A 25,022-nucleotide genomic window follows, 5' to 3' on the forward strand; every position below is an offset into this window, starting at 1 on the left:
GTTAAATAATTTACTTTAACTTTAATTATAAGGATAATACTTCATATAAATTTTATGTCTAGAAAATAAGCTATAATCTAAAGAATATTCTATATAAACTTATATTATTTTAGTTAAAGATTTATATAACTTATATTGCTTAGATTAAAACTCTATATAAATTATATTATTTAGATTTAAGACTTATATGAATTTTAGTTTTAGTGAAGTTTTATTTTATATATGAAATGTCAAAATTTAAGGAGGGGAAGTTTTGAAAAATAAGATACTTAATACAGTTCTTATTAGTATCTTACTTCTAGTTGTAGTTTTTTTCGTTTCAACTAATTTTATTATTAATGTTCAATGGTTTAAGGAAGTAGGATATTTAAATGTATTTTTTACTAAGCTTATAGCTATATGTAAGTTATTTGTACCTATATTTATTTTATATTTTTGTGTAATAGCTATATATTTATTTACTTTGAGAAAAAGTATTAGAAGCTTGGTAGGTGATACTAAGTTTAAGTCAGTTAAGAAGTACTTTTTATTATCAAATTTAGTAATATCAATATTAGGAGCTGGAGCTACTGCCACAACTCAGTGGTATAAAATTCTTCAATTTACTAATGCGGTTCCTTTTGGAGAAGTAGATCCTATTTTTAATAAGGATATATCTTTTTATGTTTTTAAATTACCTTTAGTACAGTCTCTTTTTAGTACAGCTATTTCCCTAATAATTATTTTAGTTCTTATAACAGTTATTATATATTTAGCTTTAGGATTTAAAGATAAAATTTATCAAAACAAGGATAACGTTATAAATATAAATAGTAAAACTTATGGAATAAGAAAGTTTGCGGGAAAACAACTAGCAGTTTTGGCTTCAGTATTATCACTGCTTATAGGGTGTAGCTATTTATTAAAGTCATATAATTTAGTTTATAGTACTAGAGGAGTATCCTATGGAGCTGGTTATACAGATGTTAAAATAACAATGATATTTTATAAGGTTATAGCTGTAGCTTGTGTAATATCTTCAATAGTAGTTTTTATTTCAATTTTAAAGCTTAAATTTAGACCTATTATAATATCAATTGCATCAATTGCTGTACTTATTGTTTTAGAGCCTGTAGTAGCCATTTTTACTCAACAGTTTGTAGTTAAACCAAATGAAATGGAACTTGAAAAACCTTATATTTCATATAGTATTGATGCTACTAAAAAGGCTTTTAATATTGATGAGATTGAAGTTAAAGAAATGGAACCAAACGAGAATATAACTAGTGAAAAATTAGAAGATAATAAAGATATCATTGAAAACCTAAAGGTTAATTCAACAGGACCTTTATTAAGTTTTTATCAGCAAGTTCAACTTATAAAAAATTATTATGAATTTAATGATGCTGATACAGATAGATATAATATAAATGGTAAATATACGCAAGTATTTGTATCTCCAAGGGAAATAAACAGAGATTCTATGACTACATGGCAAAATAAGCATCTTAGATATACCCATGGGTATGGTTTAGCTATGAGTAGGGTTAATAGTGTAACAGAATTTGGACAACCTGACTTTGTTATGAAAGATATACCAACAGTAAATACAACAGATATTAATCTTGAAAATCCAAGAATTTATTTTGGAGAAAGTGATAATGATTATGTTATTGTAAATACTGAAGGGGGAGAGTTTGACTATCCAACAGGAGATACAGAAAATACATTTAACTATAATGGAACTGGTGGATTAAAGATGACACCTTTTAATAGAGTGTTATTTAGTATTTATGAAAGAAATCCTAAAATATTAATGTCTAGTTCCATAACTTCAGAAAGTAGAATAATTCTTAATCGTAATATAGTTAAGAGGGTTCAAGAAATAGCTCCGTTTTTAACTTATGATAGTGATCCATATATAGTAGTTCATGATGGAAGATTGGTTTGGATGATGGATGCATATACATCAACAGATAAGTACCCATTTTCAGAGCCTCATGAAGGAGTAAACTATATAAGGAATTCAGTTAAGGTTGTGGTTGATGCTTTTAATGGAAATGTAGATTTTTATGTAACAGATGAGAATGACCCTATAATTAATTGTTATTTAAAAATATATAAAGGTTTATTTAAGCCTTTATCAGAAATGCCAGAGGATTTAAAGGAGCATTTTAGATATCCTCAAGACTTATTTGAATTACAAAGTAAGGTATTAACAAAATATCATGTAGATGATCCTATTAAACTATTTACTGAGGAAGATTTATGGGATAGATCACTAGAGGTTGTTAAGCATGGAGGAGAGAACCTAAGTCAAGGAGATGAAGGTAAGGAAGAATCTATTCTTAATAAGGCAAAAGAAAATAAAAATAATGAAGCTGAAAATGAAGGCCTTTATCTTATGACGAAATTACCTGATGAAGAAAATGTTGAAATGATGCTTCTAGATTATTTTAATATGAGAGGTAAACAAAGTATGGTAGCACTTTTAGGAGCTAGAATGGATGGAGATAACTATGGAGAACTAGTTATGTATAAATTCCCTCCTCAAAGAACTATATATAGTCCAATTTTATTCAAGAATAGAATACAACAGGATCCTAACATTTCTAAGGAAATAAGTCTTTGGGCTGGAAAAGGATCAGAGGTTATATATGGTGATATAATTATTGTTCCTATAGAAGATTCATTACTATATTTAAATACAATTTATTTAAAGGCAAATTCAGAAAATAGTATGCCTGAGATGAAAAGAGTAATTCTTTCTAATGGAGATAAAATAGTTATAGAAGAAAATATAGAAAAGGCACTTTTAAAGCTATTTAATTATAGTTCATCTGAAGAGAATAAAAACTCAAATAAGGATGAAACTCCTAAGAATGAAATAACTTCAGATAACAGTGGAATAAAAGAAGCTGCTGATTTATTTAATAAAGCTATAGAGGCTCAAAAAAATGGTGACTGGGCAACTTATGGAGAGTTTATAAATAAATTAGGGGATATTCTAAACAAAATGTCACAAGAGTAAATTAATTATTAGTTCTTAAAAAATAACTAAGGACTAGTTAAAAATTTTATATTGTAATTTATATAAAATAAATTTGAGTATTTTAAGTAGATTTTTCTAATTTTAATTTATTAAGATTTTATAGAAATTTACTTGAATACTCTTTTTTTATATTGCTATAATTTTAGGAATGATTACAATAGTATATATATTTTATGATATAATTTTTAGTGGAATATATCTAAGAGCTAGGGGTGAAACATATGGATTATGATGTGTTGATATTAGGTGGAGGAATCATAGGATGCTCTGTTGCATATGAGTTATCAAAGTATAACTTAAATATAGCTCTTATAGAGAAGGATTTTGATATTGCAGATGATGTTTCCTTTGTTAATACAGCAATTGTATATGACGGTTCTGAATGTAAGGACAATTTAATGAGTTACTTAGAGAATATGGGAAACATGATGTTACCTGAAATAACTAAAAAATTAAATGTTCCATTTAAGAGGGTAGGACATTTAACTATAGCTGATAATGATGAAACAGTTAGAATAATTGAAGAGAACTATAAGAGAGCTAAATCAAGAGGAATAAATAATATTTATTTAATTGATGAAAAAAGAGCAAGAGAAATAGAACCTAATTATAAAGGTGAAATAAAGAAAGCTATGTATTCAGAAAATATAGCTGTTACAAGTCCATATGATTTAGCTATAGGATTTGCTGAAATAGCTTATGATAATGGAGTAAGCTTTAGACTAGAGGAAGTAGTTTTAGATATTCAAAGTATAGCTAAAGGCTTTAAAGTAACTACAAATAAGAATAAATTTACTTGTAGATTTGTTATAAACACAACTCCAAGTGAACATTATACTATAGATCAAGATAAGGATTATGAACAAAAAAATGCTTTAAAAACATATTATCTATTATTAAATGATGAAATAAAAGAGAAAACATCAAATATAGTTGTTAAATTAAAAAATGAAGAGGAGTTTATAATTCAAAAGAATACTGTTAATGGGGATACTTTAATAGGAATAAACTCAAATAATTCATTAGGATTTATGAAATCATTAAAAATAGCTAAAGAGATGATAAATAGCATTAGTAGAAAACATGTTAAGGATATTTTTTATGATAATCATAATCAGGATAGACTAATTATAGATGATAGTAGAAAAAATAAGGGATATATAAAGGTTATGGGTAATCACTATGGAGAGGTTACTATAGCCCCAGCTGTATCTAAGATAATATGTGATGAGATAATAGATAAATTAAATTGTAGTTTAAATAAAAACTTTGTAGATAAAAGAAGGGAATTCTATCGTTTTAGAGAATTATCTAATGAGGAGAGAAATGAACTTATATCTTTAGATAAGAGGTATGGAAAGATAGTATGCCTTTGTAATGGTATTAGTGAAGGGGAAATTGTAGACTGCATAAGACGTCCACTAGGGGCAAGAACTGTTGAGGGTGTAAAAAGAAGAACAGGTGCTACCTTTGGAACTTGTCATGGAGCTTACTGTATAAGCAAAATAATAAATATATTAGCAAGAGAGCTTGAAAAAAAGCCAACAGAAATAGTTGAGGATTCAAAGAATTCCAAGGTTTTAGCATCTAGAATTAAGGAATTTGATAGAGTCTAAAGGGGTGGTTTAATGCATAAAGATATATTTACTAGTGTGGTAAGAGTTAGAGGATCTAAAAAATATAATGTAGTTCCTGTAAAAAGTAATAAACCAGTTGAGATATCTAAGTGGATTGATTTTTCAAATGTTTTAAGTAGATTATACGTTGGAGTGCCAACTAAAAGTGGAAATGTGGTATGCAAAAATATAATGAATACTGGCGTAGACATTATATGCACAAAAAATCTACCAAAAGATAGTTAAGAATTGACAAAAAGCAAATATTAAAGTATATTTTTTATATATTATGTTTAAATTAATAATAAACCGTTGATCAGGCTAGTAATGTTATATATTGCTTTCAGAGAGCTAGTGGTTTTGGTGTGAACTAGTACAATATTTTCATGAATCCACCTGTGAGGGACTGTGATGAGCAGTACGGAATTAACCGTTAAAGTTTTTAAGAGGATAAAATCTTTTTTTGATTTTATCAATTAGGGTGGCAACGCGGAGTCTTTTCGTCCCTTTTTATAGGGAATGGAGGCTCCTTTTTTATATATTTTTTTAGTTAATAAAATTTTAAATATAAATAAGGTTCTTGAAAGGAGAATGGCAATGTTAGATTTAAAAAAGTTAAGAAGTAATACTGAAGAAGTGAAAAAAGCTTTATCTAATAGAGGAGAAGACTTTGATGTAAATGTTATAGACGAAGTTATAGCTTTAGATGAAGAAAGAAGAAAAATTTTAGTTGATGTTGAGGCTTTAAAGAAACAAAGAAACGAAGTATCAGCTGAAATTCCAAAGAGAAAAAAAGCTGGAGAAGACGTTACAGAAGTAATGGCTGAAATGAGAGAAATAGGGGGTAAAATAAAGGCTGATGATGCTAAAGTTGCTGAGTTAAACGATAAAATTAACTACATCATGCTAAGAATTCCTAATATACCAAACCCAGCTGTTCCAGAAGGGGAAACTGATGAGGACAATGTTGAAATAAAAAGATGGGGAGAACCTACTAAATTCAACTTTGAACCAAAAGCACACTGGGATTTAGGAACAGATTTAGATCTTTTAGACTTCGAAAGAGGTGGAAAGGTTGCTGGATCAAGATTTACAGTTTACAAAGGAATGGGTGCTAGATTAGAGAGATCTATAATAAACTACTTCTTAGATAAACACACATTTGAAAATGGATACACTGAAGTATTACCACCATACATGGTAAATAGAGATAGTATGACTGGTACTGGTCAACTTCCAAAATTCGAAGAAGATGCTTTCAAAGTAGAAAACAATGGATATTTCTTAATACCAACAGCTGAGGTTCCTGTAACTAATATGTACAGAAATGAAACTTTAGAGGGAGATAAACTTCCAATAAAACATGCTGCATATAGTGCTTGTTTCAGAGCAGAAGCTGGTTCAGCAGGAAGAGATACAAGAGGGCTTATAAGACAACACCAATTTAATAAAGTTGAGTTAGTTAAGTTCTGTAAACCTGAGCAAAGCTATGAAGAATTAGATAAATTAGTTCAAGATGCTGAATCTGTATTACAAGGTTTAGGATTACCATATAGAATAGTTAGAATATGTAAAGGTGATTTAGGATTCACTGCTGCATTAAAATATGATATAGAAGTTTGGATGCCAAGCTACAATAGATATGTTGAAATTTCAAGTTGTTCAAACTTTGAAGATTTCCAAGCTAGAAGAGCTAACATTAAATATAAAAATTCTCCAAAGGAAAAACCACAATTTGTTCATACATTAAATGGATCAGGGGTTGCTATTGGAAGAACTGTAGCTGCTATATTAGAAAACTATCAACAAGAAGATGGATCAGTAGTTATACCAGAAGCTTTAAAAGAATATATGAGATGTGATTTACTAAAATAATTACAGTTTCTTTTAGAAGAAATATATAATTAGATTTATGGTTATATATTAAAATAAATAAGTTTAGTATAGAGTTAAAAAACGGTATTTTAATACCGTTTTTTTTATTTTTGTGTCAAAAAATAAATCATTAACATAGTATAAATTAGGTGAAATAAAAGTGAGGTGTAATTATTATGGATAATTGTAAATATAACTATAAATGTAATTGTGAATGTAATTGGGATAAATATGAGGATAATTGTCATAAATGTAGAAAGTTAGAGAAAGTAGCTGAAGAGTTAACTAGAGAATCTGCTGAACTTAATGAAGCAGTTGAAGAAAAACTTGAAGGTGTAAAATATATTCAAAAAGAAATTGATGAATTAGAAGAAAGATTAGAATGTTTAAGAAAAAAACAAAAATCTTTATTCTGTGAAGCAATGGAACTAGATAGGGAATTAGACAAAACAGTTTTTGAAGCTTTTAAACACTTATTTGCTACAATTGAATGCTATAAAAAATACAAAAATAATGAAAGACCTGAAAGACCAGAAAAACCTGACAAACCAGGAAGACCTGGATGTGGTTGCAAATATTGCTGTAAGGATAGATAATAAACTTATTTTTGTATAGGTTTTAAATTTTATATAAAAGATACTGTATTTAAATCAAATATAGTATCTTTTATTTTTATTTTTTTATAAAAAAAGTATTGACATAAATTTAAACCGTTGATATAATAATTATCGTACCGCGGAGAGATGGTCGAGTTGGTTTAAGGCACCGGTCTTGAAAACCGGCGTGCGTGTGAGCGTACCATGGGTTCGAATCCCATTCTCTCCGCCATTTTTTTTATAAAAAATAAAAATGGGATATTATGGAGAATTACTCAAGTGGCTGAAGAGGCTCCCCTGCTAAGGGAGTAGGTCGGGCAACCGACGCCCGGGTTCAAATCCCGGATTCTCCGCCAAAGCATCTAGTTTTACTAGGTGCTTTTATTTATGTTTAATGTAAAATAAAAAATAATTTGAAGAGACATTTACTTTATAGAGTATTTTAGATAAACTTCTTTATGTAATTAATAAGTCTTAAAAAAACAGGTTTAAGCAAAATATTTTTATAATTTATTAAATACAAAAATTGTTAATATAAAATTTATAGATAATATAATCTTGTTTGTAGTTAAAAATGTATAATTTAATTATATGAATTTTATTGGGAGGAGATATTTTGAAAGGATCATCAGGGCCAGTTAGACCTAAAAAACCAAAAAGATCAACAGCATATACACTATCTTTATATTTAGGATGGAGTAGTATTTTTGCAGCACTATACTTTTTTATTGTAGGATTACCTTTTTCAATTCCTGGTATTATTGCTGGTTACATAGCTTTTAAAAAGCACAATGAAGGTAAATTACCATTAATATTAAATATAATAGGATTTCTTTTAACAGTATTTACTTGGGTATTATTTATGAAGATACCATTAAAATAATTATTAAGAAAAAAGATACTATAATGGAATAAAAAATAGTATCTTTTTTTATAAAAAAATAGTTGACATATAAAATGAAAATGATATAATAATAAATGTGTCAAACATGGAGAGATGGTCGAGTTGGTTTAAGGCACCGGTCTTGAAAACCGGCGTGCGTGTGAGCGTACCATGGGTTCGAATCCCATTCTCTCCGCCACAAGTGGAGAATTACTCAAGTGGCTGAAGAGGCTCCCCTGCTAAGGGAGTAGGTCGGGCAACCGGCGCCCGGGTTCAAATCCCGGATTCTCCGCCAAAAGCATCTAGTTTTACTAGATGCTTTTTTTTGCTTAATTTTTATTTCTTTTAGAGAAGTCATGTTCTCTAAGACATTCCTTAATAAATAGCTTAAGCTTTTCATTATCTTCATTTAAAAGTTCAATAAAAGCTTCCTTAAAAACCTTTTTAAAAAATCCAGTAAGTAATATATAAATAATAAAAGTAAAAAATATAAAATAAAGAAATGTACTCATATAGATTTCCCCTCCTTAATTAAAAAATATTATACCATAAATTTGAATTTAAGTAATTAAGAGTAATTAAAATAAAGAGTTTTTATGAGATTTTATTAATTTAATATAATATTATTCTTAAGAAGAAGTAATTAAGTTATATTTATCTTTAATTAACTTTAAATTAGTTAGCATAGAGAATATATCAATGTAAGAAAAATATAAATATATATGAAGCAGTATTTTATGGAGTTATGAATGAAAGTTGAAAAACTAAATGATATTAAAAATAATTCTAAAGAAATTATTTTTAATAGTAATTCTAAAATAGTCTTATTTAGTGATTGTCATAGGGGAGATGGAACATATAAAGATAGTTTAGCTCCTAATATCAACATTTATCTATCAGCTATAAGGTATTATTATAAAAATAAATTTACTTATATAGAAGTTGGAGATGGTGATGAATTATGGAAGTTTAAAGATATACAAGAGATATATGATATGAATTATGAGATCTATGAAGTTTTAGAAGAATTTAAAGAAAAAAATAGACTTTATATGATATATGGAAATCATGATAAGGATAAGAGTAAAATAAAGTTTTTAAGGAAAAACAAGAGAAGAAATAGATTTAATCACTCTGCTTCAGATTTTTATAGTACTTTAGAGATATATGAATCTTTAGTACTAGTGCATGAAGAAAGTAAAAAAGATTTTTTTGTAATTCATGGTCATCAAATAGACTTTTTAAATAATGAATTAGCCTTTTTATCAAAATTTTTAGTGAGATATGTCTGGGCTATTTTAGAGGCTTTTATGGGATTTAAAGATCCTACAAGTCCTGCAAAAAGTAATAATAAAAGAAATTTATTTGATGAGAAAATAAGTAAGTGGGCAGAGGAAAATAAAACTAGAGTTATTTTAGGACATACGCATAAAACACTATTTCCTAAGAGTAGGAATGAATCAACATACTTTAACATAGGGTGCTGTGTATTACCTAGAACTATTACAGCTATAGAAATTGAGAGGGGCGAGATTTCACTTATAAAGTGGACAATAAAGGCTGATGAAAAGGGATCACTTTTTGTTGGAAGAGATATTATAGGTGGACCTATTAGAATAGAAAATTATTAAAGAAAAAACTCTAATGTTATACACAAAAAACATTAGAGTTTTATATTTTCTGTTGATAATTTCAATTTTTATGTTAATAAATTATATTTTAATTATCATTCTTTCCCTTAGCTTTTACTTCTTTATGGTGTGCTTTTTTCTCTTTTTCTTCTCTCTCTTGCTCTTCAAGAAAACATGCCATTGGATTGCCAAGCTTAGTTTCAATTTCAGCTGTAGTATCCATAAATTTTTTGAAAGTATCACCTATTTTCATTTAAAACACCCCTTATTGGTTAATAACCATCTTTATGATTATTTATGATTTCACCATTATTATATAATGTATTGTAATCTATTTCTATAATAAAATACCTTATATATTTTTTTTGTCATATTGCTATTTAAAAGGCATAATTAAGTATAAAATGTTATTATAAGAGGTAATAATTTGGAAATATATAAATAAATTTCGAGGTGTAAATATGGGCTTAAAAATTATATATGGAAGAGCGGGTACTGGTAAAAGTACTTTTTGTATAAATCAAATAAAAAAGAAAATAAATAATTCACCTACCAATAAATTAATTTTAATTGTTCCAGAACAATTTACTTTTCAGACTGAGAATAAAGTGTTAAATGCCATAGGAGAAAGGTATGTTTTAAATGCTGAGGTTCTTAGTTTTAAAAGACTTGCTCACAATGTTTTTAATGAGTGTGGAGGAGCAACTAGAACTATTATGGGGGATGCTGGTAAAAGCATGCTTATTTTTAAGGTACTAGAAGATTTAGGTGATAATATGACTGTGTTTAAAAATGCTTCTAGACAAAAGGGTTTTATAGACATAGCATCAAAAACAATAACTGAGTTTAAAAAGTATAATGTTAATAATGAAGTTTTAGATTTAACTATTAATGAAATAGAAGATGAAAATCTAAAAATGAAGATGGAAGAATTAAAGGATGTTTTTAATGAATTTAACTCAAGACTTCATGAGGGATATGTTGATGAAGAGGATCAACTTTTACTATTAAATGAGAAGTTAGATGGATGTTCTTTATATGATGGAGCTGAGATTTGGATAGATGAGTTTAGTTCCTTTACTCCAAATCAGTTAAGTGTTATAGGAAAATTATTAAAAAGAGCTAAAAGTGTTAACATAACTTTATCCATAGATGAAGTAAATTCACCTAAAGGGGAAAGTGATCTTTTTGTTGCTACAAAAAATACAGAAAAAAGATTAATGAATTTAATACAAGAAGAAGGAATTGCTTTTAATGGATATATTAATTTAAATGAGGATATTTCCTATAGATTCAAAGAAAATAAGGAATTAGCACATATAGAAAGGCAACTCTATGCATATCCTTTTAAACAGTATAGAGGGAAAAATAATAGTTTAAGGCTTTATAGAGCAAATAATAACTATGATGAAATAGAGTTTGTAGCTAAGGATATATTAAGACTTGTTAGAGAGAAGCAATACAGATTTAAGGATATTTCAGTAATATGCAGGGATGTAGATAATTATGAGAAGGTTGTATCAGCTATTTTTGCAGAATATGAGATTCCTTATTATATAGATAAAAAGATAGATATAGCTAGTAATCCACTTATTGTTTTTATAAATTCAGCAGTAGATATAATAAGCAAGAATTGGACTTATGAAAGCATGTTTAAATATCTTAAAACTGGTCTTATTAAAGAGTTTAGAGGGATTGAAGGGGCAGAGCTTATTGATGAACTAGAAAACTATGTATTGGCCTATGGAATAAAGGGTAAAAAGTGGATGGAAGAATGGGTTAACTATAGTTCTAGCATTTTAAAAGAAGAAGAGATATCAGAGGAAGATAAGCAAAGATTAGAGAGATTAAATGATATTAGAGAGAATATAGTAACTCCTTTAGATGAGTTTAATAAACAGTGTAAAGGAAAGAAAACCTTAAAGGAATTTGCCACAATTTTATATGAATTTTTAGACTCTAAATTAGATGTTATGGATACCATAGATAAATATGTTGATTATTTCAAGGAAAATGATATGGCTATTGAGGCAAAGGAATATTATGAGGTAAGAGATATTTTCATAGATGTTTTAGAGCAGGCAGTTGATGTTCTAGGAAATGAAGTTATGGATTTAAATGAATTTATGAAAGTATTAAATATTGGATTATCTCAATATGAAATGGGATTAATTCCTGTAGCTTTAGATCAAGTAAACATAGGAGATATAACAAGAATAAAAAGTAGAGGAACAAAGGCTTTATACATTATAGGAGTAAATGATGGGGTACTCCCTTCAGCTAGCAAAGAAGAAGGAATATTATCAGATAATGATAGAGAGATTTTACTTGAAAAAGGAATTTCACTAGCTTCAGATACTAGAACTAAAATCTTTGAAGAGCAGTTTTTAGTTTATACAGCCTTTACCATAGCAGAGGAATACTTAGTTGTTACTTATCCTTTAGCAGATTTTGAAGGTAAATCACAAAGACCTTCTATTATAGTTCATAGACTTAAAAAGATACTTCCAAATGTAAAGGAAGAAAGTGAAGGCTTTAAATTAGTAGATGATAAGTATGAGAAGATTTCTGCTAAGCTTCCTACTTTAAATGAGCTTATGATAGCAATTAGAAAAAATTATGATGGTGCTGAGATAGAGGACTATTGGAAATATGTTTATGATTGGTATTTAAGAGAACCTAAGTGGAAAGAAAGAATAGAGTATGTAAGGAAGGGGCTTGAATACACTAATTTAGAAAATAATATTTCAAAGGAAAAGGCTAAAAAGCTTTATGAAGATAATAAAAATAAAATTTCACTAAGCGTTTCAAGATTAGAGAGGTATGCCCAGTGTCCATTTGCTTACTATATACAATATGGATTAAAGGCTAAGGATAGAAAAATATATGAGTTTACAGCGCCTGATTTAGGTAGCTTTATGCATGAAATATTAGATGAGTTTACCAATGAAATTAAAGAAAAAGATTTAAAATGGAGTGATTTAAGCAAGGAGAATTGCAGAAACATAATAAATTCTTTAGTTGATAATCAGGTTAAAAACAATAAGTCATCCATATTAAATAGTTCAAAGAGATATTCTTATTTTACAGATAGATTTAAGAGAATTCTTACAAAATCAGTTATGGTAATTAGTGAACAGATGAAGAGAAGTGATTTTGAAATTTATAAAAATGAATTGGCCTTTGGATTTTCTAAAGATGTGAACTCAATAAAACTAGATCTTCCTTCAGGAGAAAGTTTTTATTTAAATGGAAGAATAGATAGAGTTGATAAATTAAATTTAGATGGTGAAACATACTTAAGAATTATAGATTATAAAACTGGTTCTAAAAAGTTTGATTTAAATAAATTTTATAATGGACTTCAAATGCAACTTTTAGTTTATTTAGATGCCCTTATAAATAATTCAGAAAATATAGTTGAAAATCAAGCTATGCCAGGGGCAATACTTTATTTTAGAATAGATGACCCTATATTAAAGTCTAAGGGAGATTTAACAGAAGAAGAAATAAAAAGTGAGGTTTTAAAAGAGTTAAAATTAGAAGGGCTTTTACTAGATGACGTAAAAGTTGTTAAGGCAATGGATAATACTTTAGAACCTGGAACACACTCTCTTATAATACCTGCAAACATGAAAAAGGCAGGAGATTTAGGAAAAAATAAAGCTTTAATAACCATGGAGCAGTTTGAATTATTAAGGAAGTATGTAAATGAAAAAATGGTTGAGATATGCCAAAACATGATAGAAGGTAAAATTGATATAGAACCATGTAAAGAAAATAAAAATATAGTGTGTGATTATTGTAACTACTCACATATATGCCAATTTGATTCTAGTTTAGAAGACAATAGATACAAAGTTATTCCAAAGAAAAAAGATGAAGACATATGGAAGAGTATAAATGAAAAAGTAGGTGGTGAAGTAAATGGGGACTAAATGGACTGAAGAACAAGAATTAGCTATAAATACTAGAAAATGCAACCTTTTAGTAGCAGCTGCTGCTGGATCAGGAAAAACTGCTGTATTAGTTGAAAGAATTATAAAAATGATAACAGAGGGAGAAAATCCTGTTGATATAGATAAGTTATTAGTTGTTACATTTACTAATGCTGCTGCCTCTGAAATGAGAGAGAGAATAGGTGATGCAATATCTAAAGCTTTGGAGAAAGATCCTAGTTCTGAAGCGCTTCAAAGACAATTAGCTCTTTTAAATAGAGCTAGTATAACAACTATGCATTCTTTTTGTTTAGAAGTTATAAAAAATAATTTCCACTTAATAGACTTAGATCCTGGGTTTAGAATAGGAGATCAAACAGAATGTGAACTTATAAAGCAAGATATTTTAGCTGACCTTTTTGAGGATATGTATGCTAAGGATGATGAATGCTTTAAAGATTTAGTTGAAGCTTATGGTGGAAGTAAAAGTGATGATAATTTAAATAGCATAATATTAAAATTCTATAATTTTATAATGAGTGGTCCTTGGCCAGAGACTTGGTTAAAGGATAAGGTGGAGGAATTTAACATAAATTCTATAGAGGAACTTGAAGGTAAGAAGTGGATAGAGGTCTTAAAAGAAAGTATAATTTTAGATTTAAATAATGCCTATTCAATGCTTACTCAAGCTAGGGATATAGCTGAAATGGGGGGAGGACTTGAGCCTTATTTAGTGAATATATATCCTGAAATAATTCAGGTTGAAGAGCTTAGAATTGCTTTAAGTGAAGGAATAGTAAAGTTTTATAATAAGCTTATGGGAGCAAGCTTTGGAAGGCTAAAATCAGTTAGAAAAGCTAGTGTCGATGATGAAAGAGCATTGGAAAAAGCTAAAAGTCTTAGAGATGAAAGTAAAAAAATAATAGAGAATTTAAGGGATAATGTTTTTGAAACTTCTTTAGAAGAAGCTGTTTTAGGAATGAAAAAGATGTATCCTTTAATGAAATGTTTAAGTGGTTTAGTAATTGAATTTTCTAATAGGTATAGAGATAAAAAAAGAGAAAAGGATATTTTGGATTTTAATGACTTAGAGCATCTTTGCTTAGAAATATTAATAGATAAAGATGAAGAGGGGAATATAAAACCTTCACAGGTTGCCTTAGAATTTAAGGATAAATTTGAAGAAGTTTTAGTTGATGAATATCAAGATAGTAATACAATTCAAGAAACAATTGTAGGAATGGTTTCAAGAAGAGATGTAGAAAATCCTAATGTATTTATGGTTGGAGATGTTAAACAAAGTATATATAAGTTTAGACAGGCAAATCCAGAACTTTTCTTAGAGAAATATATTAATTATAGAGAGTTTGAAGATTCTAATAGAAAAATAATGCTTTATAAAAACTTTAGAAGTAGAGAAGAAATAATAAATGGAGTAAACTATATCTTTAAAACCTTAATGAGTAATACTGTAGGAGAGCTTGAATATGATGAAAAAGAGGCTTTAAACCTAGGGGCTTCCTATGGGGAGTTAAATGAGGAAAATGTAGAGAAAGAATATATAGATGAAATAGAAAATCTAAAGGTTGCTGGTGATATAGAGCTAAATATATTAAATAAAGCAGGCAATAAGGAATATAGAGATGATGATGAACTAGGAGAAGAGGAAGAAGATTTAGATAGCATACAGTTAGAAGCTAGAATAATTGGCAAAAAGATTAAGGAGCTAATGAATCCTGAAGATGGAAGTCACTATATGGTTTTTGATAAGGATTTGGGGAAATATAGAAGGATTAAATACAAGGATATTGTTATCTTACTTAGAGCAACTAAGAACTGGGCAGAAACCTTTGTTGATGAGCTAGGGACTTATGGAATACCTGTTTATGCTGACACAGGAACAGGATATTTTCAAACTATTGAAATCAGAACTATATTAGCCTTATTACACATAATAGATAATCCAATGCAGGATATTTATATATTATCTGCCTTACGTTCACCAATATTTTCATTTACATCTGAAGAATTTGCAGATTTAAGATTATTAAATAAAGATAAATACTTCTTTGAAATAATAAAGGAAGTTGTAGATGGAATTTATGATGAAAGTATATCTAAGGAATTAAAAGGTAAGTGTAAGTACTTCTTAGATTATTTAAATAAGTGGAGAGAAAAGGCAGCTTATATGCCAATAGATGAATTTATTTGGTTCTTATATTCTGATACATCATACTATGGATATGTTGGAACAATGCCAAATGGAGTTCAACGTCAGGCAAATTTAAGAATACTATTCCAAAGAGCAAAGCAATATGAATCAACTAGTTTTAAGGGATTATTTAATTTTATAAACTTCATAAATAAGCTTAAAAAGTCTTCTGGTGATATGGGAAGTGCAAAGATTCTTGGAGAAAATGAGAATGTTGTAAGGATAATGAGTATTCACAAGAGTAAGGGGCTAGAGTTCCCAGTTGTCATATTAGGTGGAACAGGAAAGCAATTTAACAAGATGGACTTAAGAGAAGATATACTTCTTCATGAAACCTTAGGCATAGGAACAAATTGTATAGATGTTAAGAAGAGAATAAAGTATGATACTCTTCAAAAGCATGCTATAAAGAAAAAATGTGAATTAGAAGTTTTATCAGAGGAAATGAGGATACTTTATGTTGCCTTTACAAGAGCTAAGGAAAAATTAATTATAACTGGTGCTGTATCAGACTTAGAAAAGTCTTGTGAAAATTGGTGCAAAGCTTCAGCTTCTTCAGGGGATAATAGAATAAATCCTGGAAATGTTTTAAAGGGAAAGAGTTATTTAGATTGGATTTGCATGGCTTTAACAAAACATAAAGATGGAGATGCCATAAGAAATATTGGTAATGGAGATATAACTTTAAATTTAGATGATAAATCTAATTGGAGTTTTAAAAGCTGGGACAGAAGTGAGCTTTTAGAAACAAATAACAATAAAAAAGAAAAAAATAATATTGATATTTTTGAAAGTAATAATTGGATTGAATCTAAAAAAGATATAAAAGAAGTTATAGAAATAAGAGATAGACTAGGCTTTAAATATAAATATATAGAGTCTTGTAATACTCCTTCAAATATTTCTGTAACTGAATTAAAGAGAGCTCATCAAGAAGAAGAGTTTATGCAAGAAAGTTATAATATTATTGATAATGAAAGTAATGAAGAAAATAAAAAAGAAAAAATAAAAAGAAAACCAAGATTTATGGAGGAAAGACAGGAAGAATTCTCAGCAGCTAAGAAGGGGACTATAACTCACTTTGTAATGCAACATATTGATTTAGATAAGGTAACTTATATAGATGAAATAAGAGAAGAAGTTCTTAAAATGGTTAAAAAAGAACTTTTAACAGAAGAAGAAGGAAAAGTGGTAAATGTATTTAAAATACAGAAATTCTTTAAAAGTGATTTAGGTCAGAGAATGTTAAACTCATATAAATCTGGTAAAAAGGTATATAGAGAATTACCTTTTATAACTGAGATTCCAAGTAGTATTATAGAAAAAAATCTTGATCCTAAAATCTATGGAGAGGAAAAAGTAAGATTACAGGGTATTATAGATGCTTTCTTTGAGGAAGAAGATGGATATGTTCTTTTAGATTATAAAACTGATTATGTTAAAGAGGGAGAGGAAGAAGACTTCATAAATAAATATAAAATTCAAATTAACTTATATAAAGACACATTAAATAAAATTTTAGGGGAAGAAGTTAAGGAAGCTTATCTGTATTCCTTCTATCTTGAAAAAGAATTAAAAATAAGCAAGGAATAATTTCCTTGCTTATTTTTCTATGTTTAGAGTAGATAACTTTAATTATATGAATAAAATTGCTTACTAAGGTTTAGTAAGTCTTCCTTATTATTTAACTCTGGTGTTTGCATTACATTTTCAAGAAGAAAATTTAATATAACACCTATATTTTTTCCAGGTTTAAAATTAAGTTCGGTAATTAAGTCATTTCCTGTTATGGCTAAGTCCTTAATAAATATGGGTTCTTTTGAAGCTAATATATCAGAAACTCTGTTTTTTAATATATCTATACATTCAGTATCATATTCATCCATGTAAGATAGATATGATTTTTGTAAATCTAATAAATCAAAGATATTTTCAGTTCCAACTGAATTTATAAGTAGTTTTAGTTTTTTTCTTGTCATATTACATGAAATATTATTTATATTTTCTACTAAGTTGCAAGTATCATTGATTGTATTATTATCATATTTAAGTTTCTTTAATATAGTTCTGCACTTCTCAACTGCATTTTCAGAATTAAAAACTTTATAGAATAATCCTGCTAATCTTACATGAAGCTTTTTAGGAAGTGAATTTATTAATCCATAAGTATCATGGATATCATCATATAAATCATAACAATTTATTAGTTTTAAATTCTTAAATTCCTCAACTAAAAAGTCAGAAAATCCTAGCTTTCTAAGAAGCATAAGACCTCTATCTGGATCATTGCTTAGAATTATTTTAGTAAATTCACTTTGAATTCTTTCCATGCTTATATTTTTTATTAATTTAAAATTCTTTCTTATAGATTCAGCAGTTAATTTTTCTATTTTAAAGTTTAATTGACAACTAAATCTAATTGCTCTAAGCATTCTTAAGGCGTCTTCAGAGAAGCGTTTATCAGGATCTCCAACGCATCTTATTAATTTGTTTTTTAGATCATCTTTTCCATTAAAACAATCCTTAAATCCTAAATATGGGCTATATGCCATTGCATTTATAGTAAAATCTCTTCTTGATAAATCTTCTTCTATATTAGAAACGAACTTTACGTCTTTAGGTTTTCTATTATTTAAATATTCCCCATCTACCCTATAAGTAGTTACTTCATAAGGATTTTTATCGATTAAAACTGTTACTGTTCCATGTTTAATACCAGTAGGAATAGTTTTATCAAAAAGCTCTTCTATTTTTTCAGGGAATGCATTGGTTGTAATATCATAATCTTGAGGTTTTTTATTTAATAAAGAATCTCTTACACAACCACCAACTATAAAGGCTTCAAAACCATTAGAGTTAAATTTCTCTAAGATATATTGGACATTGTTAGGTAATTTCATTAACATGTCACCTCCTAGTAGTTATTTTATCAATTAATATAAATTTTAGCTATAAATAGAGTACTTATTTGTTTACAAAAAATAATAATATGCAATAATTAAAATAGAGATTAAAATGGAAAGAAAGGATAGACTTATGGAAATACCGGTAAAAAAAATAGGTGAGTTCGTTAAAGGAGAAAGAGTCGAAGGTTTTTTTCTTTTAAAATCAGTTACTTTAAAAACTACTAATTCTGGTGGAAAAAAATATTTAGATTTAGTTTTAAGTGATAAAACTGGTGATATATTAGGTAAAGTATGGGAGATTAAACCTGAGCATGAAGAATTAAAAAGCAATACAGTATTTAAGATTAGAGGTACGGTGAATAGTTGGCAGGGAACTTTACAGTTAAAAGTGGAACATGCTAGCAAGGTTACTGAAGAAGATAATATAAACTTAGATGATTTTGTTCAGAGTGCGCCATATACTAGCGATGAAATGTTTAATACTATAAAAGATACTGTTCATAATATGAATGATGTGGATATAAAAAATATTCTAAATAGAGTTTTAGAGATTAATAAGGATAAACTTATGTACTATCCAGCAGCAAAGTCAAATCATCACTCTATAAAGGGTGGACTTTTATATCACATAACAACTATGTTAAAGTTAGCTGAGAATATTTGTGGAATATATGATTTCTTAAACAGAGATTTAGTTTATGCAGGGGTAATACTTCATGATATGGCTAAAATCAAAGAGATGTCTTCTAATGAAATGGGCATAGTAGATGAATATACTTTAGAGGGAACTCTACTTGGACATATTACTCAAGGAATAAAGGAAATTGAGGTAATAGGAAAAGAAGTTAATGCTGATAGCAAGATTATAATGTTACTTCAACATATGGTCTTATCACATCACTATGAGCCTGAATATGGAAGTCCTGTTAAGCCTCTTATACCAGAAGCTGAGATGTTACATTATTTAGATGTAATGGATGCTAGAATGTACGATATGAAAAAAGCAATTAAGGAAACTAAGGAAAATGAATTCTCAGAAAGAATTTGGTCTTTAGATAGTAGAAGAATATACAATCATGGAATGTATGAAAAAAATAATTAAAAAAACAGCTCGTAATGAGCTGTTTTTTATTTTAGTAAATTATTATTTTTGAACCATTTTGTACATTATCATATAACCATTTAGAATCTTCAACTGATAATCTTATACATCCATGGGAAGATGGCACCCCTAAGGTTGGATCTGATACTGTGGTTCTGTCAGAATCAAATGGGATTGAGTGAAATAAATAGTTCCCCATAAACTGAACATAGTATTTACCACCTTGTCCGTATTTAGGTGAGAAAAACCAAGGAGCTCTATTTTGTACAGTAAATACTCCTACAGGAGTTTCTTTTCCTTCAATACCTGTTGAACAAGTAAAGGTCTTATCTAAAGTCCAATCATTTTTTGAACCTTCATAGACATAAGTTTTTTGTTCAGCTATATTCACAAAAACCAAATAATTAGTGTTACTAGTTATATCAAATTGGTTTATTGTATCTTCATTTAATTTTTTATAATATTCCATAACAGGAGCAGTTCTAGCTGTAGCTTTATCTATATTCTTTTGGCTATAATCTTCAAGATGCTCCAATCTAAGCTTTTCTAATTCATCTCTTTTTTCCTGTAATTTTGGATCATCAGGGAGAAAATTTATTTGAGAATCTAAATACTCTATTCCTTTTGAATATTTTTCATTAGATATATATTCATCTACAGTTTTTAAAATAGGTTCTCTTATTTTATCTAAGCAAGTTTCTTCATATTCTAGTGCTTGAGGTTTACAATCTGAAAGATTATGTACACTTTTAAAGTAGTTTAAAGCTTCTAAATAATTTCCTTCATCTAGCTTAGAAATTCCAATATCAAAAGAGTCCTTTGAATCTTTTATTAGAGGAAGTGTGTTTTTAAAATTTAAGATTTCCTCATTAGACGTATTTAAGGATAATAGTCCATTTAAATCTTCTACAGTTTCTTCTTCAGATATATCGCCAGAATAATACTCATTCTCTATTTCTGATAGTTTTTCTGTAATTATATCTTCTGATGATTTAATAAAAGTTTTTTTCAATATAATATTTTTTGTTCCATTATTAAAACAATAGGAGGCATCCTCATAATTATTTGATGATAAATCCTCTTTAAATTTGTTTAAGTTATTTGAGTATGAGAAAATAAAGTATGAAACAACTATAATTAATAATACGGATATTGCTGAAGAAATTGAAATTAAAAGTTTTTTATTTTTCATATTTTACCTCGATTAAATTTAGTAATTTAATTTAATTATGGACAATAATACCAACATTAATCATTATAGGATATTTTTACTTATTAATAAATGACAACTATTGTATTTTTTTTGTGAAACAGTCATAATATTAGTATAAAGTAATGGTTTTAACAAAATATTAACAATTTTTATATAAGGTGGTGTTGAGCATGAAGAAAGTTCATGAAAGGTTTTTAGAATATGTAAAAGTAGATACTAAATCAGATGAGACAACAAGGGTTACTCCTAGTACAAAAGGTCAATTAGAATTAGGAAAAATCCTTGCAGAGGAATTAAAGGAAATCGGAGTAGATGAAGTAAGAATAAGTGATAAAGGATATGTATATGCTTGTTTAAAGAGTAATTGTGATAAGGATATTCCGAAAATAGGATTTATTTCACATATGGATACTGCACCAGATATGAGTGGAAAAAATGTTAATCCTAAAATTGTTGAAAATTATGATGGTAAAGATATTGAACTTGGAAATGGATATACATTATCACCAAGTTTTTCACCAGAACTTCCAATGTATAAAGGTCAAACTTTAATAACTACTGATGGAACTACTCTTTTAGGCGCTGATGATAAGGCAGGGGTAGCAGAAATAGTAACAGCTATTGAATATTTAATAAATAATCCAGAAATAAAACATGGTGATATTAAAATAGGATTTACTCCAGATGAAGAAATTGGAGAAGGAGCAGATCACTTTGATGTTGAAGGCTTTGGAGCAGATTTTGCTTACACATTAGATGGTGGAAGAATAGGTGAATTAGAATATGAAAACTTTAATGCTGCAAGTGCTAAGGTTGAAATAATAGGTAAAAATGTTCACCCAGGAAGTGCTAAAGGAAAAATGATTAACTCTATTTTAGTTGCTCATGAATTTGTTTCTATGCTTCCTTTAGATGAAGTTCCAGAAAAAACAGAAGGATATGAAGGTTTCTCATTCTTATTAGATATACAAGGTGAAGTAGAAAAAACTTCATTATCATTTATAATAAGAGATTTTGATAAAGAAGGCTTTAAAAATAGAAAAGAAAGATTTAATGAAATAGCTAAAGAGTTAAATAAAAAGTATGGAGAAGGTACTGTTACAGTAACTTTAAAAGACCAATACATGAACATGAAGGAAATGATAGAACCTAGAATGCATATTGTAGAAACTGCTGAAAAAGCAATGAAACAATGTGGAATTGAGCCAATCAAAAATCCTATAAGAGGAGGTACTGATGGGGCAAGATTATCATTTATGGGACTACCAACACCAAATCTATTTACTGGCGGAGAAAACTTCCATGGAAGATATGAATATATATCAATAAATTCAATGGAAAAAGCTGTTGAAGTAATACTAAACATAATAAAAATTTATGCTGAAAAATAAGATTAAATAAAATAAACCTATAAATATATTTAGATAATTAATCAAAATATATTTATAGGTTTTAATTTTTTATTTATTTTAATAATTTATAATAAACTTACTTTATTAAGGTTCTTTTGTATCCCCTAAAAAGAAGACAGCTAATGTTCCTATACCTGTGTGAGAACCTATAACTATTCCTATATAATCTATAATTATGTCTTTTACAGTATATTTTTCTCTAATCATTTCTGCTAAAGTCTCTGCATCTTCAATACAATCACTATGAGCAATAAAAATTGTTTGTTCATTAGGGTTTACAATACGCTTTTCAAGCTCTTGGAATAACATTTTTAAAGATTTTTTTCTTCCCTTAGCCTTAGCAAAGTTATGAAGTTCACCTGCATCATTTACATATAGCATTGGCTTTATACTTAATAAGCTACCAATAGCTGCTGCTGTAGATGAAATTCTTCCCCCTCTTTTTAGATGATCTAAGCTATCTACTGTAAAGTAATGACATAACTTATTTTTGTTTTCTTCTACCCAAGAGTAGATTTCATCTATAGATTTTCCATCCTTTTTCATTTGAGCAGCATAATAAACTAGTAATCCTTGACCTAGGCATGCAGCTCTAGTATCTACTATCTTTATATCAGCATCAGGATATTTTTCTAATAATTCCTCTCTAGCTATAAGTGAACTATTATATGTTCCACTTAAGGCTGATGAAAATGCTAAGTATAAAATAGAGATCCCTTGTTTAACATATTCTTCAAAGGCTTCAACAAATCTAAATGAGTTTACTTGGCTTGTTGATGGCATGATACCTTCTCTTAATTTATTATAGAAAGCTTTTGGAGTTAATTCGCTATCAATATTATCAATATATTCTGTATTATTAATATTACATATAAGTCCTAAATAATTAATATCTAAATCTTTTACCATGCTTTTTGGCAGATCAGCTGCCGAATCAGTAAATATAACAAATTTTTTCAAAATAAATTTTCCTCCTTTTCTTAATAGAGTTATTCTAAATAAGTATAATATTTAATGTAAAAAATATCTAGGGTATATAATACAAGAATGAGCCATAAATAGTATATTTAATAATAATTTAAGTTTTGGGAAGAATATGTAATATCTTGATTTATTAATGAATATATGATATTATAAGTCTGTTAATATGCGGTGGTAGCTCAGCTGGATAGAGTAGTCGGCTACGAACCGATTGGTCGGGGGTTCGAATCCTCTTCGCCGCACCATAAGCTTGTAACTTTAAGTTACAAGCTTTTTTATTTATATGTATATAATTTTAATATGGAATAAAAAAATTTACTTAGGTGAAAATAATTATAAAATGAGCTTAATTCATCAAGAATTTTAGTCCGATTATCTTATAAATAAGATAAAATAATATGCTAAAGGTGATAATATGAATTATGATTTTATAATTACGATTTTAGATGAACATAATGAATCAAGTATTTTATTAGCTGAAAAGTTAAAGCCTAAAGAGATAATTTATTTATACAAAAAGGATGAAGAATTAAAGGTTTTAAATTCATTGAGACAGTTTTATTTAAATAAATTTCCTAATTGCAATTTTAGTGATGAAAAGTTAGGGAAGGATACTATTTCATCCATAGAAGAAATTATAAAGAGAATGAAAAGTAAAAATACAGCTATATGTTTAAATCAAGGGAATAAAAAGGATATTTTAATAATGTATACCCTAGCATTAAAACATAATATAGATGGTTTTTTTCTGGATATACCTAAAGAGGAACTTTTAAAGTTAAATTTAGAAAGTGTACAATGTGAAAAGTGTAATTTCGTAGATTTGGATGTAGAAGACATCATAGACAGTATAGGGGCTTCTATTGTTGTGGATTCAACAGAAATTTCAGAGATAAATATTATAGAGACCATGACTAACTATATAGCTAGTAATTTAGATCTTTGGAAAAAGTATAAAATAAGGTTAAGTGATAATTCTGTTTTTATCCATGATGAATCAAATCCTAGAAGTATAAAAATAGATAAGGAATTATTGAGCAGAGAAGAAGTTATGCTTCTTGATAAAATACTTAACTTTTTAGAGAAAAATGGCCAAATAAAAGTAAAAGAATTAGAGCAATGTTTAAAGGTAACATTCCAAAATGAATTTATAAAAGGATTTATTTTTAAAAGTGGAACATGGCTTGAAGTTTTAACAAAAAATATTATTGAAGAAATAAAAAGCATTGATGATATAAAAAGTGGTTTATTATTTCTTTGGAATGATAAGGAATCTAGAGTTAAAAATGAGCTAGATGTTGTTGCCATAAAGGATTCAGTGCTTATTTGTGTTTCTTGTAAGGATTCAAAAAAATATGATGAAGTTGCCTTAAATGAATTAAATGTTTATTCTGAGCAATTAGGAGGAGAAAATGTAATAAAAATATTAGTAGCAACACACCCTCCAATTAAATCATCTATTTCAAAAAGAGCTAAAGAGATGGGAATAAATTTAGTTGTTTTTGATGGGAATAAAAAAGCATTTAAAGAAGAATTAGAAAAAATAATAAAATAAAATTTTTATTTGGGATAAATAAAGAAAATAGGGAGAAAATAAATTTAAATTCTCCTATAATCTTATTTTAT

17 protein-coding genes, 5 tRNA genes and 1 other annotated feature are annotated in these 25,022 nt (G+C 27.8%); of the genes, 17 read left to right on the forward strand and 5 right to left on the reverse strand.

Annotated elements, in window-relative coordinates; all coding sequences use genetic code 11:
- The first annotated feature begins 253 nt into the window (after positions 1 to 253).
- The 10 genes from CPF_RS00075 to CPF_RS00120 all read left to right on the forward strand — a co-directional run bounded on the left by CPF_RS00075 (position 254) and on the right by CPF_RS00120 (position 8,296).
- Complete coding sequence (locus CPF_RS00075) at positions 254 to 3,010, forward strand: UPF0182 family protein (RefSeq protein ID WP_011590027.1); 2,757 nt, start codon at positions 254 to 256, stop codon at positions 3,008 to 3,010.
- A gap of 242 nt (positions 3,011 to 3,252) precedes the next feature.
- The gene (locus tag CPF_RS00080; RefSeq protein WP_003458179.1) at positions 3,253 to 4,647 is read left to right on the forward strand and encodes an NAD(P)/FAD-dependent oxidoreductase; all 1,395 of its coding nucleotides are present in this window, start codon (positions 3,253 to 3,255) and stop codon (positions 4,645 to 4,647) included.
- A gap of 12 nt (positions 4,648 to 4,659) precedes the next feature.
- The gene (locus tag CPF_RS00085; RefSeq protein WP_003450903.1) at positions 4,660 to 4,893 is read left to right on the forward strand and encodes a DUF1667 domain-containing protein; all 234 of its coding nucleotides are present in this window, start codon (positions 4,660 to 4,662) and stop codon (positions 4,891 to 4,893) included.
- A gap of 57 nt (positions 4,894 to 4,950) precedes the next feature.
- Positions 4,951 to 5,158 (forward strand) — a binding site (T-box leader).
- 86 nt (positions 5,159 to 5,244) lie between these two features.
- Positions 5,245 to 6,522: a serine--tRNA ligase gene (gene serS, locus CPF_RS00090; protein WP_011590028.1), complete on the forward strand. Its 1,278-nt coding sequence runs from the start codon at positions 5,245 to 5,247 to the stop codon at positions 6,520 to 6,522.
- A gap of 176 nt (positions 6,523 to 6,698) precedes the next feature.
- Positions 6,699 to 7,118: a hypothetical protein gene (locus CPF_RS00095; protein WP_011590029.1), complete on the forward strand. Its 420-nt coding sequence runs from the start codon at positions 6,699 to 6,701 to the stop codon at positions 7,116 to 7,118.
- A 141-nt stretch (positions 7,119 to 7,259) separates the two neighbouring features.
- Positions 7,260 to 7,350: transfer RNA gene (locus tag CPF_RS00100), tRNA-Ser, on the forward strand.
- A 33-nt stretch (positions 7,351 to 7,383) separates the two neighbouring features.
- A tRNA-Ser gene (locus CPF_RS00105) sits at positions 7,384 to 7,474 on the forward strand.
- A gap of 260 nt (positions 7,475 to 7,734) precedes the next feature.
- Positions 7,735 to 8,001, forward strand: coding sequence for a hypothetical protein (locus CPF_RS00110; RefSeq protein WP_003450912.1), 267 nt, complete (start codon positions 7,735 to 7,737; stop codon positions 7,999 to 8,001).
- A 108-nt stretch (positions 8,002 to 8,109) separates the two neighbouring features.
- Positions 8,110 to 8,200 (forward strand) — tRNA-Ser (locus CPF_RS00115).
- A 5-nt stretch (positions 8,201 to 8,205) separates the two neighbouring features.
- A tRNA-Ser gene (locus CPF_RS00120) sits at positions 8,206 to 8,296 on the forward strand.
- Between the two features lie 34 nt (positions 8,297 to 8,330).
- On the opposite strand, the gene CPF_RS00125 is transcribed toward CPF_RS00120, so the two are convergent.
- Positions 8,331 to 8,513: a hypothetical protein gene (locus CPF_RS00125; RefSeq protein ID WP_003450940.1), complete on the reverse strand. Its 183-nt coding sequence runs from the start codon at positions 8,511 to 8,513 to the stop codon at positions 8,331 to 8,333.
- 237 nt (positions 8,514 to 8,750) lie between these two features.
- Here CPF_RS00125 and CPF_RS00130 point away from each other — a divergent pair, with 237 nt between their 5' ends.
- On the forward strand, positions 8,751 to 9,632 hold the full coding sequence (locus CPF_RS00130; RefSeq protein WP_003450881.1) for a metallophosphoesterase: 882 nt from the start codon (positions 8,751 to 8,753) through the stop codon (positions 9,630 to 9,632).
- 88 nt (positions 9,633 to 9,720) lie between these two features.
- On the opposite strand, the gene CPF_RS14915 is transcribed toward CPF_RS00130, so the two are convergent.
- Positions 9,721 to 9,885, reverse strand: a complete 165-nt coding sequence (locus CPF_RS14915) for a hypothetical protein (protein ID WP_003450864.1) — start codon at positions 9,883 to 9,885, stop codon at positions 9,721 to 9,723.
- A 208-nt stretch (positions 9,886 to 10,093) separates the two neighbouring features.
- Here CPF_RS14915 and addB point away from each other — a divergent pair, with 208 nt between their 5' ends.
- On the forward strand, positions 10,094 to 13,570 hold the full coding sequence (gene addB, locus CPF_RS00135; RefSeq protein WP_011590030.1) for a helicase-exonuclease AddAB subunit AddB: 3,477 nt from the start codon (positions 10,094 to 10,096) through the stop codon (positions 13,568 to 13,570).
- On the forward strand, positions 13,560 to 17,375 hold the full coding sequence (gene addA, locus CPF_RS00140; RefSeq protein WP_011590031.1) for a helicase-exonuclease AddAB subunit AddA: 3,816 nt from the start codon (positions 13,560 to 13,562) through the stop codon (positions 17,373 to 17,375). The genes addB and addA overlap by 11 nt, the downstream gene beginning before the upstream one ends.
- Before the next feature lie 38 nt (positions 17,376 to 17,413).
- Here the strand turns inward: addA and CPF_RS00145 are convergent, their stop codons facing one another.
- Positions 17,414 to 18,682: a CCA tRNA nucleotidyltransferase gene (locus tag CPF_RS00145; RefSeq protein WP_041702735.1), complete on the reverse strand. Its 1,269-nt coding sequence runs from the start codon at positions 18,680 to 18,682 to the stop codon at positions 17,414 to 17,416.
- A 115-nt stretch (positions 18,683 to 18,797) separates the two neighbouring features.
- Between CPF_RS00145 and CPF_RS00150 the strand changes: the two genes are divergently transcribed.
- On the forward strand, positions 18,798 to 19,790 hold the full coding sequence (locus CPF_RS00150) for a 3'-5' exoribonuclease YhaM family protein (RefSeq protein ID WP_003472587.1): 993 nt from the start codon (positions 18,798 to 18,800) through the stop codon (positions 19,788 to 19,790).
- A 31-nt stretch (positions 19,791 to 19,821) separates the two neighbouring features.
- On the opposite strand, the gene CPF_RS00155 is transcribed toward CPF_RS00150, so the two are convergent.
- A complete protein-coding gene (locus CPF_RS00155; RefSeq protein WP_003458221.1) occupies positions 19,822 to 20,982 on the reverse strand; it encodes a L,D-transpeptidase in 1,161 nt (386 codons plus the stop codon).
- A gap of 191 nt (positions 20,983 to 21,173) precedes the next feature.
- Between CPF_RS00155 and pepT the strand changes: the two genes are divergently transcribed.
- Positions 21,174 to 22,394, forward strand: coding sequence for a peptidase T (pepT, locus tag CPF_RS00160; protein WP_003474863.1), 1,221 nt, complete (start codon positions 21,174 to 21,176; stop codon positions 22,392 to 22,394).
- Positions 22,395 to 22,499: 105 nt separating this feature from the next.
- On the opposite strand, the gene CPF_RS00165 is transcribed toward pepT, so the two are convergent.
- Positions 22,500 to 23,375, reverse strand: coding sequence for a DegV family protein (locus CPF_RS00165; RefSeq protein WP_011590034.1), 876 nt, complete (start codon positions 23,373 to 23,375; stop codon positions 22,500 to 22,502).
- A 189-nt stretch (positions 23,376 to 23,564) separates the two neighbouring features.
- Between CPF_RS00165 and CPF_RS00170 the strand changes: the two genes are divergently transcribed.
- Positions 23,565 to 23,641 (forward strand) — tRNA-Arg (locus CPF_RS00170).
- Between the two features lie 170 nt (positions 23,642 to 23,811).
- Positions 23,812 to 24,951, forward strand: coding sequence for a Card1-like endonuclease domain-containing protein (locus CPF_RS00175; RefSeq protein WP_011590035.1), 1,140 nt, complete (start codon positions 23,812 to 23,814; stop codon positions 24,949 to 24,951).
- The last annotated feature ends 71 nt before the right edge of the window (positions 24,952 to 25,022 follow it).

Source organism: Clostridium perfringens ATCC 13124, assembly GCF_000013285.1.
In the GTDB taxonomy this organism is placed as follows: domain Bacteria; phylum Bacillota; class Clostridia; order Clostridiales; family Clostridiaceae; genus Sarcina; species Sarcina perfringens.

Coding starts and splice junctions, on each gene's coding strand:
- CPF_RS00080 (WP_003458179.1), top strand. CDS start 3,253: ATGGATTATGATGTGTTGATATTAGGTGGAGGAATCATAGGATGCTCT.
- CPF_RS00085 (WP_003450903.1), top strand. CDS start 4,660: ATGCATAAAGATATATTTACTAGTGTGGTAAGAGTTAGAGGATCTAAA.
- serS (WP_011590028.1), top strand. CDS start 5,245: ATGTTAGATTTAAAAAAGTTAAGAAGTAATACTGAAGAAGTGAAAAAA.
- CPF_RS00095 (WP_011590029.1), top strand. CDS start 6,699: ATGGATAATTGTAAATATAACTATAAATGTAATTGTGAATGTAATTGG.
- CPF_RS00125 (WP_003450940.1), bottom strand. CDS start 8,513: ATGAGTACATTTCTTTATTTTATATTTTTTACTTTTATTATTTATATA.
- CPF_RS00130 (WP_003450881.1), top strand. CDS start 8,751: ATGAAAGTTGAAAAACTAAATGATATTAAAAATAATTCTAAAGAAATT.
- CPF_RS14915 (WP_003450864.1), bottom strand. CDS start 9,885: ATGAAAATAGGTGATACTTTCAAAAAATTTATGGATACTACAGCTGAA.
- addB (WP_011590030.1), top strand. CDS start 10,094: ATGGGCTTAAAAATTATATATGGAAGAGCGGGTACTGGTAAAAGTACT.
- addA (WP_011590031.1), top strand. CDS start 13,560: ATGGGGACTAAATGGACTGAAGAACAAGAATTAGCTATAAATACTAGA.
- CPF_RS00145 (WP_041702735.1), bottom strand. CDS start 18,682: ATGAAATTACCTAACAATGTCCAATATATCTTAGAGAAATTTAACTCT.
- CPF_RS00150 (WP_003472587.1), top strand. CDS start 18,798: ATGGAAAGAAAGGATAGACTTATGGAAATACCGGTAAAAAAAATAGGT.
- CPF_RS00155 (WP_003458221.1), bottom strand. CDS start 20,982: ATGAAAAATAAAAAACTTTTAATTTCAATTTCTTCAGCAATATCCGTA.
- pepT (WP_003474863.1), top strand. CDS start 21,174: ATGAAGAAAGTTCATGAAAGGTTTTTAGAATATGTAAAAGTAGATACT.
- CPF_RS00175 (WP_011590035.1), top strand. CDS start 23,812: ATGAATTATGATTTTATAATTACGATTTTAGATGAACATAATGAATCA.